Here is an 18605-nt window from a genome sequence, read left to right on the forward strand (position 1 = left end):
GGCCTGCTTTCGTTGGTCCGGGGCGATCGCCCGGTCAGCCGCCGTGTTCCGCGATCAGGCTGGCGATGCGCTCCTCGGTCAGCCGCATCGGCAGAGACTGCGGCGACAGCAGCGCGACGACGGCATGCTGGTCACGCGAGGTGTCGCGCGGCACGGGCTTGGCGCGCGGCTCGCGGGCGGCGTCGGTCAGCGCGAGCACGCGCGGGTGGTTGGCCTTGTCGCCGTTGCGCACCACCAGCGCCAGCTCGCCCGAGGCCAGCCGCACCAGGCTGCCCGGCGGGAACAGGCCGAAGACCTTGATGAGCGCCGCCGCCAGCGGGTTGGCAGCGGCCAGCAGGTGCAGCTCGCGCCCGGCCTGCTGGGCCGACATCGCGGGCCGGTTGGCCCGCGCGCTGAGCCGGGCGGTGTAGACGTCGGCAAAGCGCAGCAGGCTGGCCAGCTCGCTGACCTCGCGGGTGCCCGCGGGGTAGCCGGAGCCGTCGGGCTGCTCGTGGTGGCGGGCCACGGCTTCCAGCCAGGCGATGTCGGCCACGCCAGCCCGCTCCAGCTGTTCGGCGCTGCGCGTCGGGTGGTGGTGGATGGCCTCGCGCTGCAGCGTGGTCAGCGGCGAGACCTGGCTGGCCAGGCGGGCCTGCAGGTCGATGATGGACAGGTTCATCGTCAGCGCGGCCTGGAAGGCGCGGCGCTGTTCCTCGGCCGACCAGCCGAGGTAGCGCGCCGCCGCCTGGCAGGCCGTGGCGGCGTGGATGGCGTGGTCGGTGCCGTAGTGGCCGTCGGTCTGCGGCTGGCGCACGACCTGGGCCAGCGCGATGGCCGGCGCCTGGTGGATGAGGGCGAGCAGCTGGTCGGTGGCGCCGTCCACGGCCGCGACCAGCAGGCTGGGGTCGGCCTGCAGCACTTGCCGCAGCTCGCCGCCGCAGCGGGACCAGGCCTGCGGCAACCGGTCCGCGCGCAGGGCCGGTGCCGCCCGCCGCTGCGGCTGCACGATGCCGGCGACCTCGTCGATCTCGACCAGCGCGCCGCGCCGGAACAGCTCGTCGAGCTGCTGGTTGTCGTGGATGACCTGCCCGCGCGCCAGCAGCAGTTGGTGCTGGTCGTCGCGGACGCTGAAGCGCAAGGGCTCGCCAAGGGCGATGTGGGCTTGCACGGATTGGAGGGAGCACAGGCGCATTGACCAGGGAGCGTAGCCGAACTTCGGGGCCGGACCGCCTTCCTACAATCCATTCATGTCCGATGTGAATCCCGCGCACAACGATCCGGCCGCCGGCCCGCCCGCTTTCGTCCACCTGCGCATGCACACCGAGTTCTCGGTGGTCGACGGCACGCTGCGCACCGATGACGCCGCCGCCGCCGCGGCCGCCGACGGGCAGGTGGCCGCCGCCATCACCGACCTGGCGAACCTGTTCGGCGGCATCAAGTTCTATGCCGCCGCGCGCAAGAAGGGCGTGCAGCCCATCCTGGGCGCCGACTGCTGGCTGGAGAGCGATGCCGCCGACAAGCCGCCCACCCGGCTGCTGCTGCTGGCGCAGAACCGGCAGGGCTATCTGAACCTCAGCGAGCTGCTGTCGCGCGCCTGGATCACCAATGTGCAGCGCAACCAGGCCTGCCTGAAGTGGGCGTGGTTCGCGGAGCTGGGCGAGGGGCTGATCTGCCTGTCCGGCGCGCAGCACGGCGCCGTGGGCATGGCGCTGCTGCAGGGCGACACCGCCCGGGCCCGCGAGGCCGCGCTGCGCGGCGCCGAGGCCTTCCCGGGCCGCTTCTACATCGAGCTGCAGCGCGCCGGCCTGCCCGGCCAGGAGGCGCTGGTGCAGGCCAGCGTGCCGCTGGCGGCCGAGCTGGGCCTGCCGGTGGTGGCCACGCACCCGATCCAGTTCCTCACCGAGGACGACTTCGAGGCGCACGAGGCGCGCGTCTGCGTGGCCGAGGGCGAGACGCTGGCCAATCCCAAGCGCATCAAGCGCTTCCTGCCCAGCCAGCACTTCAAGACCCAGGCGCAGATGCGCCAGCTGTTCAAGGACATCCCGAGCGCCGTCCAGAACACCGTCGAGATCGCGCGCCGCTGTTCGCTGACGCTGGTGCTGGGCAAGCCGCAGCTGCCGGACTTCCCGACGCCGCGGCTCGCGGACGGCACGCCGATGCCGATGGACCAGTACTTCCGCGAGCTGAGCCACGACGGCCTGAAGGCCCGGCTGCTGCACCTCTTCCCGGACGAGGCGCAGCGCGAGAAGGAGCGGCCGCGCTACGTCGAGCGCCTGGAGTTCGAGCTGGACACCATCATCAAGATGGGCTTCCCGGGCTATTTCCTGATCGTGTCGGACTTCATCCGCTGGGCCAAGGAGAACGGCTGCCCGGTGGGCCCGGGCCGGGGCTCGGGCGCGGGCTCGCTGGTCGCCTACGCGCTGTTGATCACGGACCTGGACCCGCTGCGCTACAACCTGCTGTTCGAGCGCTTCCTGAACCCGGAGCGGGTGTCGATGCCCGACTTCGACATCGACTTCTGCCAGGGCAACCGCGACCGCGTCATCGACTACGTGAAGGACAAGTACGGCCGCGCGGCGGTCAGCCAGATCGCCACCTTCGGCACCATGGCCGCCAAGGGCGCGCTGCGCGACATCGGCCGCGTGCTGGGCATGGGCTTCGGCCACGTGGACTCGATCGCCAAGCTGGTGCCGGCTCCGCCGGGCAAGACGGTGACGCTGGCCCGGCTGCCGCCCGGCTTCGACCCCGACAAGGCCAAGCTGGTCTACGCCCGCCACGAGTCGCCCGAGATCGAGGAGCGCGAGAAGGCCGACGAGGAGGTGGCCGGCCTGCTGGAGATGGCCGCGCGCGTCGAGGGCACGGTGCGCTCCATCGGCATGCACGCGGGCGGCGTGCTGATCGCGCCGGGCAAGATCACCGACTTCTGCCCGCAGTACCAGCAGCCCGGCTCCACCAGCGCGGTCAGCCAGTTCGACAAGGACGACGTGGAGGCCATCGGCCTCGTCAAGTTCGACTTCCTGGGCCTGGCGACGCTGACCATCCTGGAGCTGGCCAAGGACTTCATCGTCGCCCGGCACAAGGACCGTGCCGGCTTCGACTGGGCCGCCGTGGCGCTGGACGACCGCAAGACCTTCGAGCTGTTCGGCAAGGGCCTGTCGGAGAGCGTGTTCCAGTTCGAATCGCCCGGCATGCAGCGCCTGCTGAAGGACGCCAAGCCCTCGCGCTTCGAGGACCTGATCGCGCTGGTGTCGCTGTACCGGCCCGGGCCGATGGACCTGATCCCGTCCTTCGTCGCGCGCAAGCACGGCAAGGAGACCATCGAGTACCCGCACCCGCTGCTGGGTCAGGTGCTGGAGGAGACCTACGGCGTCTTCGTCTACCAGGAGCAGGTGATGCAGGCGGCCCAGGTGCTGGGCGGCTACAGCCTCGGCGGCGCCGACATGCTGCGCCGCGCGATGGGCAAGAAGAAGGCCGAGGAAATGGCCATGCACCGCGAGATCTTCCGCAAGGGGGCCGCGGAGAAGGGCATAGCCCAGCAGAAGGCCGACGAGGTCTTCGACCTGATGGAGAAGTTCGCGGGCTACGGCTTCAACAAGTCGCACGCCGCCGCTTATGCGCTGCTGAGCTACCACACGGCCTGGCTGAAGACGCACTACACGGCCGAGTTCTACGCGGCGAACATGACCATCGAGATGGACGACACCGACAAGCTCAAGGTGTTGTTGAACGACGCCAAGCTGTTCGGCATCGACTTCCAGCCGCCCTGCGTGAACAAGGGCGTCTACCGCTTCGAGCCGCTGTCCGACCGGCGGGTCAACTATGGCCTGGGCGCGATCAAGGGCACGGGGCGCGGCGCCATCGAGGCCATCCTCGCGGCGCGCGAGGCCGGCGGGCCCTTCCTGAGCTTCTACGACTTCTGCCTGCGCGTGGACCGCAAGGCCGTCAACAAGCGCGTCGTCGAGGCGCTGGTCAAGGCCGGGGCCTTCGACAGCATCAACCCCGAGCGCAGCAAGCTGCTCGCCAGCGTCGCGCGCGGCTACACGCATGCCGAGACGACCGAGGCCAACGCGGACCAGGGCGGGCTGTTCGACTTCGGCGACTCCCATGCCTCGTCTACCGCCGAGCCCGATCTCGTCGAGATGCCGCCCTGGAGCATCAAGGAGCGGCTGTCGCTGGAGAAGACGGCGATCGGCTTCTACCTGTCCGGCCACCTGTTCGACCAGAGCGGCGCCGAGGTGCGCCGCATCGTCCGCCGCCAGATCGCCGACCTGCAGGACAGCCGCGAGCCGGTGCTGGTGGCCGGCATCGTCAGCGGGCTGCGCGTCATCAACGGCCAGCGCGGCCGCGTGGCGCTGTTCAAGCTGGATGACAAGAGCGACGCCATCGAGGCCGTCGCCAACGAGGAGCTGCTGAACGCGAACAAGGAGCTGCTGGCCGAGGACGAGCTCGTCATCGCCCAGGGCAAGGTGCAGAACGACCGCTTCTCCGGCGGCCTGCGCATGAACGTGCAGGCGGTGTGGAGCCTGGCCGCCGCGCGGGCGCGCTTCGGGCGGCACCTGCTGCTGGGCGACGCCGGGGCCGCCGGCCTGCTGCACGAGCTGGTGCTGCGCTTCCCGCCGCGCGACGTCGAGACGGAGGAGGGCGGCACCCGCCGCCTGGGCCTGCCGGTGCGCGTGGCCGTGCAGGCGCCGCCCGAAGGCGGCGCGGCCGGCGCGCGCTGGCTGGTGGAGCTGGGCGAGGCCAGCCGCTTCTGGCCCGCCGACGAGGCGCTTGCCAAATTGGGCACGGCCGCCGAGGTGATCTACGAGGCCGGATGAGCGCCCGCATCGGCGATGATTTCGCCGATGCTGCAAGCCGTGCCCAAGCCCCCCGGTGGGGTGCCGTGCCCGCCGCCGGTCACGGGCCTGATCCTGACCGGCGGCGGCGCGCGCGCGGCCTACCAGGTGGGCGTGCTGGCCGCCATCGCGCAGCTGCGCCGCGACGCCGGCGCCACGCAGGCCGCGCCCTTCCCGGTCATCTGCGGCACCTCGGCCGGCGCCATCAACGCGGCCACGCTGGCCTGCCACGCCGACGACTTCGACGGCGCCGTGGACGGCCTGCTGCACCTGTGGCAGGGCCTGCACGTCGAGACCATCTACCGCGCCGACGCCTTCGAGGCCGTGAAGAGCGGCGCGCGCTGGCTCTCCGTGCTCAGCCTGGGCTGGGCGCTGGCGCGCTGGACGCGCAGCCGCCCGCACAGCCTGCTCGACAACACGCCGCTGCGGACGCTGCTGACGCGCCACCTGGACATGGGCCGCGTGGAGGCCATGCTGGGCGGCGGCCACCTGCGCGCGCTGGCGCTGAGCGGCTCCAGCTACACCTCGGGCCAGCACGTCACCTTCTTCCAGACCCACCAGCACGTCGAGCCCTGGCTGCGCGAACAGCGCCTGGCCGTGCAGGCCCGGCTGGGCCTGGGGCATTTGATGGCGTCGTCGGCCATCCCCTTCATCTTCCCGGCCGAGCGGCTGGACCTGGAAGGCGCGCCGGAATGGTTCGGCGACGGCTCCATGCGCCAGAGCGCGCCCATCTCGCCGGCCATCCACCTGGGCGCCGAGCGCGTGCTCGTCATCGGCGCCGGGCGCATGAAGGAGCCCGAGGGCCGGCGCACCGGCGGCGCCGAGAACCACCCGAGCCTGGCGCAGGTCGCCGGCCATGCGCTGTCCAACATCTTCCTGGACGCGCTGGCCGTGGACGTGGAGCGGCTGCACCGCATCAACCGCACGCTGGCGCTGCTGCCGCGCGAGGCGCGCGCGGCGACCTCGCTGCGGCCGGTCGAACTGCTCGTCATCGCGCCCAGCCGCCGCCTGGACGACCTGGCCGGCGAACACCAGGCCAGCCTGCCCAACGCCGTGCGCGCGATGCTGCGCGCCTTCGGCGTCAGCGGCCAGGGCCAGAGCACCAGCGGCTCGGCGTTGGTCAGCTACCTGCTGTTCGAGCCCAGCTTCATCGGCGAGCTGATCCACCTCGGCATGAGCGACACGCTGGCCCGGCGGACCGAGGTGCAGCGCTTCTTCGGCTGGCCGGCCTGCGCGCCGCCGGTGGACCCGGCGTCGCTGCGCCGGCCGCGGTCAGCGGGGTTCGCGGCCGGGGGCTGAGATCAGGGCGGCGGGGCCGACGCGCTTTCTGCAGGCGCGGCGTCCGCGCCGAACGGCTGCCCGGCCACCCGCAGCCCGGCCGCCGACAACTTTCTCGCGGTGGCGGCCTTGATGCCGGGCACCCGTTTCATCAGGTCGGCCCAGTCCGCGAACGGCCGCGCATCCAGCAGCCGCTGCGCCAGCGCCGGGCCGACGCCGGGCAGGGATTCGAGCCGTGCGCGGCTGGCGGTGTTGGCGTCCACGTCCACGTCCGCGGCCTGCGCGAAGGCGGGCGCCGCCGCCCACAGCAGCAGCGCGCGGCGCCTCATGGCTGGCCCGCCTGCGCGCGCACCATGGCCGCGTAGGCGCCGTCGCGGGCGATCAGCTCGGCGTGCGTGCCCGTCTCCACCAGCCGGCCGGCGCCCAGCACGTGGATGGCGTCGGCGTCGCGGATGGTGGACAGCCGGTGGGCGATCACGATCAGCGTCTTGCGCCCCGACCACGCCGCCAGCGCCTGCTGCACGGCGCGCTCGCTCTCGGTGTCCAGCGCCGAGGTGGCCTCGTCGAAGATCCAGACCGGCGCGTCCTTGTACAGCGCCCGCGCGATGGCCAGGCGCTGGCGCTGGCCGCCGGAGAGCTTGCTGCCGTTGGCGCCGACGAAGCTGTCCACGCCCTCGGGCAGCGTCTGCACGAAGTCCCACAGGTGGGCGGCGCGCAGCGCGGCCTCGAGCCGCGCGTCATTACGGGTTTGTGCGTAGGCGACGTTGTTGGCGATGGAGTCGTCGAACAGCACGATGTCCTGCGACACGACGGCGAACTGCCGGCGCAGGCTCAGGCGCGTCAGCGTCTCGATGTCCTGGCCGTCCAGCAGCACGCGGCCCGCGTCCGGCCGGCCGAAGCCCAGCAGCAGGTGGACGATGGAACTCTTGCCGGCGCCGGATGCGCCCACCAGCGCCGTCGTCTTGCCGGCGGCGAAGTGCAGGTCCAGCCCGTCCAGCGCCGGCTGGGCGGCGCCGGGGTAGGTCAGGCGCACGCCTTCCATGGTGATGTCACCCTGCGCGGGCTGCGTGAGTTCGCGGGTGCCGGCGTCCGCCTCCTTGGGCGCATCCATCAGCTCGAAGCAGCCCTTGGCGATGACGCCCGCACGCGTCAGCGGCGCGGCGAGGTCGGACAGGTGGCGCATGCGCGAGGTCAGCAGCAGCAGCGCGGCGACGAACTCGGCGAAGGCCTGCACGCCGGTGCCGTCGGCCCGCGCCTGCCACAGCGCCACGCAGATGATGAAGGACAGGCCCACGCTGGCCACCAGTTGCGACATCGGCTGCGCCAGCGCGGCGGCGGTGGCCGTCTTCAGGTTGTTGCGGCGCACCTCGTGCGCCACGGCCGCGAAGCGCTCGCGCTCGTGCGCGCCGGCGCCGAACTGCCGCACCACCCGCCAGGCGCGCGCCAGGTCGTCCACCTTGTTGACGAGCAGCAGCTGCGAGTCGTAGGAGCGCGTGGCCATCAGCCGCATGCGCTGGTTGACCTTCTTCATGACGACGGCCATCAGCGGCGTGACGACCAGGCTGAGCAGCGTCAGCTGCCAGTTCAGGTAGAAGAGATAGCCCAGCATGGCCAGCGCCGGCAGGCCGTCGCGCAGCACGCTCACGCCCACGTCGCCGGTGAGCTGCAGGATCTGCTGCGGATCGTTGACGATCTTGCTGACCGCCGTGCCCGGCTGCATGCGCGTGTAGACCTGGGCGTCCAGCCGCAGCAGCGCGTTGACCAGCGCGGCGCGGAAGTCCATCACGCTGCGCGTGAACGTCCAGTGGAAGAGGTATTGGCCCGCAAAGCCGAACAGGCCCCGCACCAGGTACAGGCCGATCAGCACGGCCGGCACCATCCACAGCGGGAAGGCGTCCTGCGCGAAGCCCTCGCCGAAGGCATAGCCGATCAGCTTGGGGATCATCGGCTCGGTGCAAGCGGCGCCGACGTAGGCCAGCACGGTCAGCACGGCGCCCCAGCGGTGCGGATAGACGAATTCGCCCAGGCGGCGGGCGACGGAGGCGGGGGCGTCGGAAGGCATGGGGCGCGATTGTCGTCGGTGTCCGGCCGCCACCTTTGCGACGCTTCCTATACTGCCGCGCCATGAATTCGCCAGTGCCTCGGGTCGCCGTGCCGGGCAGCAGCGGCCGGCGCCGCGTGCTGCATTTCGTCACCGGTGGTTTTTCCGGCGCCACGCAGGTGGCCGTGGATTTGTGCCGCGCTTCGATGCGCGGTGGCGCCATCGATCCCGTCCTGGTATTGCGGCGCAAGCGCCATACCGACCTGCAGCGCGTGCAGGCCTTGCGCGACGAGGGGCTGGATGTGCGCCTGGTGCCCGGGTGGGCCCATCTGGCGACGATCTGGGCCTTGCTGCGGCTGTGCCGGCGGCTGGCGCCGGACGTGCTGGTGGCGCACGGCTTTCCCGAGCACCTGTTGGGCCGTTGGGCCGGCCTGTGGGCGGGCGTGTCGGCGCTGGTGCAGGTGGAGCACAACTCGCGCGAGCGCTATACGCCGTGGCGGCTGTGGCAGGCGCGCCGATTGGCCGCCCACACCGCCCGGCTGGTGGGGGTCTCGGAGGGCGTGCGCCAGCGGCTGCTGGCGCTGGGCATGCCGGCGGCGTCGACATTGGCGATTCCGAACGGCATCGAGTTGGCGCGCTTCGCGGCTGCGGCGGCGCAGCCGTTCGAGGCGCGCGAACCGGGCGTGATCATGTCGGCTCGTTTTGCGCGCCAGAAGGACCAGCCGACGCTGATCCGCGCCATGGCGCTGCTGCGCGACCGGGGTCTCACGCCACCGCTGTATCTGGCCGGTAGCGGTGCGCCCGGCTGGCTGCGGCGCAGCGAGGCGCTGGTGCGCGAACTCGGCCTGACGAACGTGCAGTTCCTGGGCCATGTGCGTGACCTGCCCGAGCGGCTGATGGCCGCACGGATCTTCGTGCTGTCCACGCATTGGGAGGGCATGCCGCTGGCCCTGGTCGAAGGCATGGCTGCCGGCTGCGCTTGCGTGACCACGGCCGTGCCCGGCACGCAAGGGCTGCTCGATGGCGGCTGCGGTGTGGTCGTGCCCGAGGGTGATGCGGCCGCGATGGCCGATGCCCTCGAGCGCCTGCTGCGCGAACCGGCTCATGCCGCGGCCCTCGGCCGCGCGGCGCGCGAACGCGCCGTGGCCGAGTTCGGCGTCCAGCACATGACGGCGCGCTACGACGCCTTGCTGCTGTCACTCTGAGCGCACGCGTCGATCAGGTTGCGCGCTCCAGCCAGTGCCGGATCGGGCGTCCGAGGCCGGCGAGCATGCGCTGCCCGAAGCTGCGGACATGCCTTTGCTCGAAGGTGCGCCGCCACCAGGCCGAGTCCTTCAGATCCGGAGCGAGGCGGCGCACCAGCGCCATGCACTGCTCGCGCAGCTGGGCCTTTTCCTCGTCGCCGGTCAGGCCGTTGCGATAGCGCCGGCCCGCGCCCGTGGAGATCGGGCGCATATGGCTGGCCACGACGCCGTTGACCAGCGCCACGTGGTCCATGCCCGTGAGCTTCTGCACGGTGGTCATCGCGTACTTGTCGATGCCGTAGGACGAGATCCTGCCTTCGTAGAGTTCACGCCCGGCCATGAACAGCGGCGTGCGGTAGAAGGGCATCATGACCTCGACCCAGTCGACCGGCAGCAGCAGGCGATCACCCTGGCGCAGCGTCCATCGATGGCCCCAATGGCAATCGTGCGCGAGGACGGGCGCGAAGCTGTCCAGGGCGGCGACGCGGGCCACGTGCAGCAGCCGGTTGATGTCGCTGATGGACAGCAGGATGTCGTCGTCGATCAGTGCGACGTATTCGGGCCAGACCTCCAGCGCCTCCAGATGGGCCGCCATGATCTGATAGATGTCGCCCTTGCATTCCGTCTTGTGGGCCATGACGCTGCAATCCACGCCGGCCACTTGCAGCCGCTCGTCCTGGCAGCGCCCCGTGTAGTCGAAGACCAGGAAACGAAACTGTGGCGTGGTGTCGAGGTGGACCATCCGCAGCGGCAGGTCGTCGCCGTCCCAGGAGACGAGAACCAGCGGGAGGTCGGTGCAGGGGCGGGAATCGGTCGGTAGGGCGGGCATGTGGGGTGATGATAATTACCGCATGAGTGAGCAGATCCTTCACGTTCCCGGCAGTGACTGGCAGTCTGCGCCCCCGGATGCACCGTCGCTGATTGCGGCCCTCGAAGCGGGCAAGGTGCTGTATTTCCACCAGCTGCCCTTCGCGGTGACGCCGCAGGAGCGCGACCGCCTGTTCACGCCCGAGATCCGCGATCCCAAGTCGCGCAACATCAGCTTCAACGCCCAAGGACGCCTGGCGGGTGCCGTCGGCGATGCGGGCACGCTGGCCTTGCTGGCCGGCATGCTCGGGCGTTTCCGCGAGCAGGCGCTGCAGCTGGTCCACGGCCTGCTGCCACGCTACGTGCCTGCGCTGCGCGTGGCGCCGACGAGCTTTCGCCCCGGCCAGGTCGAGTCGCGCGTACAGAGCTGGCGTGCGGATGACCGCCGGCTGCATGTCGATGCCTTTCCCTCGCGGCCCAACTATGGCGAGCGCATCCTGCGCGTGTTTGCCAACGTGAACCCGGATGGCCAGCCGCGGGTGTGGCGCGTCGGCGAGTCCTTCGAGGCCATCGCCGAGCGCTTCGTGCCGCGGGCCAAGCCCTATTCGGCCTGGCAGGCCAAGGCCTTGCAGTGGCTGCATGTGACGAAGTCCTTTCGCAGCGAGTACGACCACCTGATGCTCCAGCTGCACGACGGCATGAAGCGCGACCTGGACTATCAGCGTGACTGCCCCCAGGTGACCATGCCGTTCGCTGCGGGCTCCGTCTGGGTGTGCTTCTCCGATCAGACGGCGCATGCGGTGATGGCAGGGCAGTACATGATGGAGCAGACGCTGCACCTGCCGGCGGACAAGCAGTACGACCCGGCGGCCAGCCCACTCGGGATTCTTCAGCGGGTCACCGGGAGGGCCCTGGTCTGACCGCTCCCCGTTGAGGGGGGGCGGTTCGCAGCCGGGCGGGCCGGGCGCGCCGGGCGCGCAGTGGGGCCGTGAGAGGCTGAATACCGGGTTCAGCGCCCAGCCGCATGTCGCCCAACTCGGCGCCGGCCTGCGGCTCACTCTTTCCAGTGCTCGGCGATCCACGGCGCGGGGCGGGCGTGGCGCCAGTTGCCCTGCGAGCGGCCGACCAGCGCGTCCGGCGGGTTCATCACGCCGTGGAAGACCAGCACGCGCGCGCCTTGCGGGATGAAGGGGTCGCGCCAGAAGCTGGTCGGCCAGACCGGCAGGCAGTGGTATTTGTAGCTCGCGCACCAGTCGCGCGGCCAGTAGCCGAGCTTGCCCTGGTCGGCGAGGAAGTGGCTGAGGTATTCCTGCTCGTTGCGGTATTTGGCACGTACCTCGTCCTGGTGGGCGACGAAGTGGGCCAGCACGTCGGCATGCGCGCCGATGCGGAAGCGGTAGACCGAGGAGTTGCCGGTCACGCGCCAGGGCCGCTTCCAGTCCTTGATGATGAGGAAGTCGCCGGGCAGCTCGAAGAAGGGCGTCATGTCGCCGACGATGACCACGTCCAGGTCCAGGAACAGCGCCGTGCCTTGCAGGCCGAACAGGTCGGCCTGGTAGGTGCCGAGCTTCTTCCAGCCGCCGTCGCGCTTGCCCTGGGCGGCGTGCGTCTCGGGCAGCGGCAGGCATTCGACCTCGGGGCGGATGCCGGCCCTGTCGTCGGTGAAGCAGACGAAGCGGAACGGGCCGAGCAGGTGGCGCGCCGTCATGCCGTAGAGGCGGTTGACGTATTCGGGGCCGTACTTGCTGCCCCATTTCATGCAGATGACGAAGCGGTCGTCGGTGGCTGTCATCAGGCGAGTTCCTCGATGGGGTGCGGCGGGTAGCTGTCCCAGTTCAGGCAACCCGGGCATTGCCAGAAATAGTGGGCGGCCTCGAAGCCGCAGGCGGCGCAGCGGTAGCGCTGCAGCGGCCGGGCGGCCTTGTCCAGCGCCTGGATCATCGGCGCGGCCTCGTCGGCGGGCAGGGCCGGGGCGTTGAGCTTGAGCAGTTCGGCGGCGGCCGACAGCGTGGGCTGTTCACGCAAGTGGGCGGCCAGGCGCTCGCGATGTGCGCAGGCGTCGGGGCCGGGCTGCAGCGCCGAGAGCGCGCGCAGCAGCGCCATGCTGGGCGCGCGCTGGTACTGCTCGGCCAGCAGCGCGACGGCGCGCTCCGGCTGGCCGAGGGCCTGGGCGGCGGCGGCGCAGTCGGCGGCGACGAGGTTGAAGGCCGGCGGGTTCGCGGCCAGCAGCTGGGTGAACGCGGCCAGCGCGCCGTCCGGCAGGCCGGCCTTCAGCAGCAACTGGCCCTGCAGCACGTAGGCACGCGCGGCTTCTGGCGCGCGGCGCTGGGCCTGGCCGAGCAGCGCCTGCGCGAGGTCGGCATGGCCTTGCGATTGCGCGACGAGCGCCTGCTCGCACAGGTAGTGCGCGATGCGGCCGGAGAAGGAGCCGGTGCCGGCCGCCTCCAGCTCGGCGGCGACCTCGGCGGCCTTGGACCAGTCGCGCGAGCGCTCGTACAGCGACAGCAGCGCCAGGCGCGCCTCACGCTCGAAGGCGGTGCCGCGCAGCGCGGCGTAGGCGGCCTCGGCGCGGTCGAACAGGCCGGCCTTGAAGAAGTCCTGCGCCAGCTCGTGCTGGGCGCGTTCGCGGTCGGCGCGGGGCAGGTCGCCGCGGCGCAGCAGGTGCTCGTGCACGCGCACCGCGCGCTCGGTCTCGCCGCGGCGGCGGAACAGGCTGCCGAGCGCGAAGTGCAGCTCGGAGGTGTCGGGGTCGTTCTGGACGGCCTCGATGAAGGCGTCGATGGCCTTGTCCTGCTGTTCGTTCAGCAGCAGGTTCAGGCCTTTGAAGTAGGCCTTGGGCGATTCACGCTGCTCCAGCTTCCATTGCCGCGAATCGAGTTTGGACGCCAGCCAGCCGAGCACGAAGACGACGGGCAGGACGAACAGCAGCCAGCGCGGGTCAAACTCCATCTTGGTGGGCGGCGTAGGGCGTGGCGGGGGCGTCGGGCGCCGGTGCGCCGGGCAGGGGCTCGATGCGTTGCGCGGCGCGGCGGTGGCGCCACCAGGCCGGCACCATGGCGAGCACGCCGAACGCGGCGCCGAGGCCGAAGGCCAGCAGCACGACGATGACCAGCGGCGCATGCCATTCGTGGCCGAAGAACCAGCGCACGACGGCCTCGTGGCTGTTGTTCAGCGCGAACGCGAACAGCGTGAAGAAGAGTAGGGCCCGCAGGAGCCAGACAAGGGTGCGCATGGCCCGGGATTTTGCGTCACTCGGTGACGGGAAGGTTCTCGTCCACGGCTTCGCGCAGCGCCTTGCCGGGCTTGAAGTGGGGGGCGAGCTTCTCGGGGATCATGACCCGCTCGCCGCTGCGCGGGTTGCGGCCCACGCGGGGCGGGCGGCGGCTGATCGAGAAGCTGCCGAAGCCCCGGATCTCGATGCGGTGGCCGCGCGCGAGCGCGTCGCTCATCGCGTCGAGGATGGTCTTGACCGCGAACTCGGTGTCGCGCTGGGTCAGTTGGCCAAAGCGTTCGGCGAGCACGGCGACGAGGTCGGAGCGGGTCATGGCGGAGCTTTGCGGGAGTCGAAATTGAAACAGGCCCGCTGGCGGGGCCGGCGAGCCTGTCTTGGAGCATACCCGGCCCCGGCGAGGCGCCGGAGCCGGGCGGGGCAGCCAGATCAGTTGTTCTGGTTGTCCAGCTTGGCGCGCAGCAGGGCGCCCAGGCTGGTCGTGCCGGCGTTCTCACGCTCGTTCGACTGGCTGATGCGCTGCATGGCTTCCTGCTGGTCGGCGTTGTCCTTGGCCTTGATCGACAGCTGGATGTTGCGGGTCTTGCGGTCGATGTTGACGATGACGGCGGTGACTTCGTCGCCTTCCTTCAGCACGTTGCGGGCGTCTTCCACGCGGTCGCGGGAGATTTCCGAAGCGCGCAGATAGGCCATCACGCCTTCGGCCAGCTCGACTTCAGCGCCGCGCGGGTCGACGGTCTTGACCTTGCCGGTCACCGAGGCGCCGCGGTCGTTGATGGTCGTGTAGGCGGTGAAGGGGTCGCTGTCCAGCTGCTTGATGCCCAGCGAGATGCGCTCGCGCTCGACGTCCACGGCCAGTACGACGGCTTCGACTTCCTGGCCCTTCTTGAAGTTGCGCACGGCGGTTTCGCCGGACTCGTCCCAGGACAGGTCGGACAGGTGCACCAGGCCGTCGATGCCTTGCGCCAGGCCCACGAACACGCCGAAGTCGGTGATGCTCTTGACGGGGCCCTTGACCTTGTCGCCGCGCTTGACGTTCTCGGCGAACTCTTCCCACGGGTTGGCCTTGCACTGCTTCATGCCCAGGCTGATGCGGCGCTTGTCCTCGTCGATCTCCAGGACCATGACTTCGACCTCGTCGCCCAGCGAGACCAGCTTGCTGGGGGCGATGTTCTTGTTGGTCCAGTCCATTTCGGAGACGTGCACCAGGCCCTCGATGCCCGGCTCGATCTCGACGAACGCGCCGTAGTCGGCGATGTTCGTGACCTTGCCGAACAGGCGGGTGCCGGTCGGGTAGCGGCGGGCCACGCCGAACCACGGGTCGTCGCCCAGCTGCTTGATGCCCAGCGAGACGCGGTTCTTCTCGGCATCGAACTTCAGGACCTTGGCGGTCAGTTCCTGGCCGACCTGAACGACTTCGCTCGGGTGGCGGACACGGCGCCAGGCCATGTCGGTGATGTGCAGCAGGCCGTCGATGCCGCCCAGGTCCACGAACGCACCGTATTCGGTGATGTTCTTGACCACGCCGTTGACGATGGCGCCTTCGGACAGCGTTTCCAGCAGCTTGGCGCGCTCTTCACCCATGGAGGCCTCGACGACGGCGCGGCGCGACAACACGACGTTGTTGCGCTTGCGGTCGAGCTTGATGACCTTGAATTCCATGGTCTTGCCCTCGAACGGGCTCATGTCCTTCACCGGGCGGGTGTCCAGCAGCGAGCCGGGCAGGAAGGCGCGGATGCCGTTGACGAGGACGGTCAGGCCGCCCTTGACCTTGCCGGAGACGGTGCCGGTCACGAAGTCGCCGGACTCCAGCGCGGTTTCCAGGCTCAGCCACGAGGCCAGGCGCTTGGCCTTGTCGCGCGACAGGATGGTGTCGCCGTAGCCGTTCTCGATGGCGTCGATGGCGACGGAGACGAAGTCGCCGACCTGGACTTCCAGTTCGCCCTGGTCGTTCTTGAACTCGTCGATGGGCACATAGGCCTCGGACTTCAGGCCGGCGTTGACGACGACGAAGTTGTGCTCGACGCGAACGACCTCGGCCGAGATCACTTCGCCGGCGCGCATGTCGGAGCGCTGCAGCGACTCCTCGAACATCGCGGCAAAGGATTCCATGCCGGAGGATTGGGCGGTTTGGGTTTGGGACATGTTGGTTGGATCCTGATGCGCCGGCTTGGGCCGGCGCGGCGGTGCAGGCGGGCCTGCGGGTTAGGTTGTTGACATCGCCGGCCTCAGTGAGCTGACGCTCGGAGGGAAGGCCGGCGGGCCAGGGCTTCTCAGGCCGGGGCCGCGCTGAAGGGACTCAGAACGGCCGGCGCCGCTGCCACCAATCCAGCACCCGGGTCACCGATTCCTCGATGCCCAGCGCCGAGTTGTCCAGCAGCTGCGCGTCCTGCGCGGGGGCCAGCGGCGAGGCCGAGCGGTTCTTGTCCCGTTCGTCCCGCGCCTCCAGAATCTTCGCGCAAGCCCTCGATATTAGCCGAAATCCCTTTGGAAATCAATTGCTTATACCGCCGCTCGGCACGCGTCGCGGCGCTCGCGGTCAGGAAGACCTTGAGGGCGGCGTCCGGGAAGATGGCCGTGCCCATGTCGCGGCCGTCGGCGACCAGGCCGGGCAGGCGGCGGAAGTCGAGCTGCAACTGGTGCAGCGCCGTGCGCACCTCGGGGTGGGCCGCGACCTGCGAGGCCAGCAGGCCGGTGGCCTCGGCGCGCAGCCGGGCGCTGACGTCCTCGTCGCCGAGCAAGACCAGGCCGCCGCGGAAGGCGAGCCGCAGCGTCGGTACGAGCGCGGCGACGGCGGGGCCGTCGTCCAGGTCCAGCCCGGCGCGGCGCGCGGCCAGGCCGGTCACGCGGTAGAGCGCGCCGGAGTCCAGCACGCCGAAGCCCAGCGCCTTGGCCACCTCGTCGGCCAGCGTGCCCTTGCCGGACGCGGAGGGGCCGTCGATGGTGATGACGGGGATCTCCTCGCGTCGCGCGGCGACGACGCCGAACAGCGTCTCGAAATAGTCCGGGAAGGTCTTGGCGACGCAGTGCGGCTCCAGGATGCGCACCGGCACGGCGCCGTTGAGGGCGGCCAGCGAGAAGCACATCGCGACCCGGTGGTCGTCGTAGGTGTGGATGGCCGCCGCTTGCCAGTCGTGCAGCGGTACGACGCGGATCCAGTCCGGGCCTTCGTCCACCGTCGCGCCGAGCTTGCGCAGCTCGGTCGCCATCGCGGCGATGCGGTCGGTCTCCTTGACGCGCCAGCTGGCGATGTTGGTCAGCATGGTCGGTGCGTCGGCGTACAGCGCCATCACGGCCAGCGTCATCGCGGCGTCGGGGATGTGGTTGCAGTCCAGCGTCAGGCCCTTGAGCGGCCAGGCGCCGCGGCGCACTTCCAGCCAGTTCGGGCCGGCCTGCACCGCGGCGCCCATCGCGGCGGCGGCCTCGATGAAGCGCACGTCGCCCTGCAGCGACTCGCGGCCGACGCCCTCGATGCGGATCGGCGCGTCCGTTGCCGCGATCGCGCCCAGCGCGACGAAATAGGACGCCGACGACGCGTCGCCCTCGACGAACACCGCGCCCGGCGACACGTAGCGGCTGCCGGCCGGGATGACGAAGGCTTGCCAGCCCTCGCGCCGTACCTGGATGCCGAAGCGCGCCAGCAGCGCCAGCGTGATTTCGATGTAGGGCTTGGAGATCAGCTCGCCGATGACTTCGATGCGCACATCTTGCGTGGCCACCAGCGGCAGCGCCAGCAGCAGCGCGGTCAGGAACTGGCTGGATACGTCGCCGCGCACGCGCACCGGCGCGTCCAGCGCGAGCGCGGACGGGCCGCGCAGCCGCAGCGGCGGGTAGCCGGAGGTGCCGAGGTCGTCGATGGCGCAGCCCAGGGCGCGCAGCGCGTCCACCAGGTCGCCGATCGGCCGCTCGTGCATGCGCGCCACGCCCGAGACCTCGAAGCTGCCGCCCTGCGTCGCGGCCAGCAGCGCGAGCGCGGCGGTCAGCGGGCGCATCGCGGTGCCGGCGTTGCCGAGGAAGAGCCGGGCCTGCTTCGCGTGCAACTGGCCGCCGAGGCCGACGATGCTGACCGTGTCGCCGTCCTGCACGACGCCGCAGCCCAGCGTGCGCAGCGCGTCCAGCATGACGGCGGTGTCGTCCGACGCGAGCAGATCGCGCACGATGGTGCGGCCTTCGCTCAACGCCGCCAGCAGCAGCACGCGGTTGGAAATGCTCTTGGAGCCGGGCAGGCGCACGGTGCCTGCGGCGCCGCGCAGCGGCGGCAGGTCGAGGAAGGGGATCTTGAACATCACTTGGCCGCCGGGCGGCCGGGCGGGGCTGCGGGGGAGGGGAGGGTCCAGGCCGCGCGGCCTTCGGCGATGGGGCGCAGCGCCGCTTCCAGCGCCGCGGCGTCGCCGGCCTCGATCAGCGCTTCGAGCCCGTCCAGCATGGCGCGGAAGCGCTGCGACTGGGCCAGCACCTCGTGCTTGTTGGCCAGCAGGATGTCGCGCCAGACGGCGGGCTCGCCGGCGGCGATGCGGGTGAAGTCGCGGAAGCCCGGGCCGGCCAGGCTCAGGTAGTCGCGCGCGGCGGGCTGCTCGGCGATGGCCTGGAAATAGGCGAAGGCCAGCAGGTGCGGCAAATGGCTGACGGCGGCGAAGGCGGCATCGTGGTTGTGCGGCCGCATCTTCAGCACCGTGGCGCCCAGCGCCGACCAGACATCGGTGGCGCGCTGCACCAGCTGCGGGTTGGTGAAGGGCTGCGGCGTCAGGATGACCTGGCGGCCCTCGTACAGCGTCGCCTCGGCGTGCTGCACGCCGCCCGACTCCTTGCCGGCGATCGGGTGGCAGGGCACGAAGCTGGCGGCCCGCTCGCCCAGAGCGCGGCGCGCGGCCTCGATGACGTCGCACTTGGTGGAGCCCACGTCCATGAACAGCACGCCGGGGTTCACCAGGTGGCGGATGGCCTTCAGCGTGCTTTCGGTGGCGGACACCGGCACGGCGATCAGCACGATGTCGGACCCGGCCACGGCCAGCAGCGCCGATCCGGCGGCCACGTCGATGACGCCCAGCTTCTTGGCCTGCTTGGTGGTGGAGGGCGACTTGCTGTAGCCCACGACGCGCTTGACCAGGCCGGCCTTCTTCATCGCCAGCGCGAAGCTGCCGCCCATCAGGCCGCATCCGATCACGCCGAGCTGCTGGAACATCGCCGGGCCC

Annotated in this window: 14 protein-coding genes and 1 pseudogene; 4 read left to right on the plus strand and 11 right to left on the minus strand. The window is 70.8% G+C overall.

Annotated features, from left to right (window positions below):
* Positions 1-34: 34 nt before the first annotated feature.
* Positions 35-1147: an HD-GYP domain-containing protein gene (locus QM788_RS13310; protein ID WP_415661956.1), complete on the minus strand. Its 1113-nt coding sequence runs from the start codon at positions 1145-1147 to the stop codon at positions 35-37.
* 79 nt (positions 1148-1226) lie between these two features.
* Between QM788_RS13310 and dnaE the strand changes: the two genes are divergently transcribed.
* Positions 1227-4796, plus strand: a complete 3570-nt coding sequence (gene dnaE, locus QM788_RS13315) for a DNA polymerase III subunit alpha (RefSeq protein WP_415661957.1) — start codon at positions 1227-1229, stop codon at positions 4794-4796.
* Between the two features lie 27 nt (positions 4797-4823).
* Complete coding sequence (locus tag QM788_RS13320) at positions 4824-6113, plus strand: patatin-like phospholipase family protein (RefSeq protein ID WP_415661958.1); 1290 nt, start codon at positions 4824-4826, stop codon at positions 6111-6113.
* Positions 6114-6115: 2 nt separating this feature from the next.
* Here the strand turns inward: QM788_RS13320 and QM788_RS13325 are convergent, their stop codons facing one another.
* Together QM788_RS13325 and QM788_RS13330 are read right to left on the minus strand one after the other, a co-directional pair.
* Positions 6116-6421: a ComEA family DNA-binding protein gene (locus QM788_RS13325; RefSeq protein WP_415661959.1), complete on the minus strand. Its 306-nt coding sequence runs from the start codon at positions 6419-6421 to the stop codon at positions 6116-6118.
* Positions 6418-8154, minus strand: a complete 1737-nt coding sequence (locus QM788_RS13330; protein WP_415661960.1) for an ATP-binding cassette domain-containing protein — start codon at positions 8152-8154, stop codon at positions 6418-6420. Before QM788_RS13330 ends, QM788_RS13325 begins: the two co-directional genes overlap by 4 nt.
* A 62-nt stretch (positions 8155-8216) precedes the next feature.
* On the opposite strand from QM788_RS13330, the gene QM788_RS13335 reads away from it, so the two are divergent.
* A complete protein-coding gene (locus tag QM788_RS13335) occupies positions 8217-9338 on the plus strand; it encodes a glycosyltransferase (RefSeq protein ID WP_415661961.1) in 1122 nt (373 codons plus the stop codon).
* Positions 9339-9351: 13 nt separating this feature from the next.
* Here the strand turns inward: QM788_RS13335 and QM788_RS13340 are convergent, their stop codons facing one another.
* Complete coding sequence (locus QM788_RS13340) at positions 9352-10206, minus strand: hypothetical protein (RefSeq protein WP_415661962.1); 855 nt, start codon at positions 10204-10206, stop codon at positions 9352-9354.
* Positions 10207-10228: 22 nt separating this feature from the next.
* Between QM788_RS13340 and QM788_RS13345 the strand changes: the two genes are divergently transcribed.
* Positions 10229-11104 carry a Kdo hydroxylase family protein gene (locus QM788_RS13345; protein WP_415661963.1) on the plus strand — a complete coding sequence of 292 codons (876 nt, stop codon included), beginning with the start codon at positions 10229-10231 and terminating at the stop codon, positions 11102-11104.
* Between the two features lie 134 nt (positions 11105-11238).
* On the opposite strand, the gene QM788_RS13350 is transcribed toward QM788_RS13345, so the two are convergent.
* The 7 genes and pseudogenes from QM788_RS13350 to QM788_RS13380 form a co-directional block, all read right to left on the minus strand.
* Complete coding sequence (locus QM788_RS13350) at positions 11239-11976, minus strand: glycosyltransferase (RefSeq protein ID WP_415661964.1); 738 nt, start codon at positions 11974-11976, stop codon at positions 11239-11241.
* Positions 11976-13133: a lipopolysaccharide assembly protein LapB gene (lapB, locus tag QM788_RS13355; RefSeq protein WP_415661965.1), complete on the minus strand. Its 1158-nt coding sequence runs from the start codon at positions 13131-13133 to the stop codon at positions 11976-11978. Before lapB ends, QM788_RS13350 begins: the two co-directional genes overlap by 1 nt.
* Positions 13123-13416: a LapA family protein gene (locus tag QM788_RS13360; protein ID WP_415661966.1), complete on the minus strand. Its 294-nt coding sequence runs from the start codon at positions 13414-13416 to the stop codon at positions 13123-13125. The genes lapB and QM788_RS13360 overlap by 11 nt, the downstream gene beginning before the upstream one ends.
* A 16-nt stretch (positions 13417-13432) precedes the next feature.
* Complete coding sequence (locus QM788_RS13365; protein ID WP_415661967.1) at positions 13433-13729, minus strand: integration host factor subunit beta; 297 nt, start codon at positions 13727-13729, stop codon at positions 13433-13435.
* A 113-nt stretch (positions 13730-13842) separates the two neighbouring features.
* Positions 13843-15558, minus strand: coding sequence for a 30S ribosomal protein S1 (gene rpsA, locus QM788_RS13370; protein ID WP_415661968.1), 1716 nt, complete (start codon positions 15556-15558; stop codon positions 13843-13845).
* A 154-nt stretch (positions 15559-15712) separates the two neighbouring features.
* Positions 15713-17699 (minus strand): annotated as a pseudogene (locus QM788_RS13375) (bifunctional 3-phosphoshikimate 1-carboxyvinyltransferase/cytidylate kinase).
* Positions 17699-18595 carry a prephenate dehydrogenase gene (locus QM788_RS13380; protein WP_415661969.1) on the minus strand — a complete coding sequence of 299 codons (897 nt, stop codon included), beginning with the start codon at positions 18593-18595 and terminating at the stop codon, positions 17699-17701. Before QM788_RS13380 ends, QM788_RS13375 begins: the two are co-directional and overlap by 1 nt.
* Positions 18596-18605: the final 10 nt, after the last annotated feature.

This window comes from Roseateles sp. (assembly GCF_047654785.1).
Taxonomy (GTDB): domain Bacteria; phylum Pseudomonadota; class Gammaproteobacteria; order Burkholderiales; family Burkholderiaceae_C; genus Pelomonas.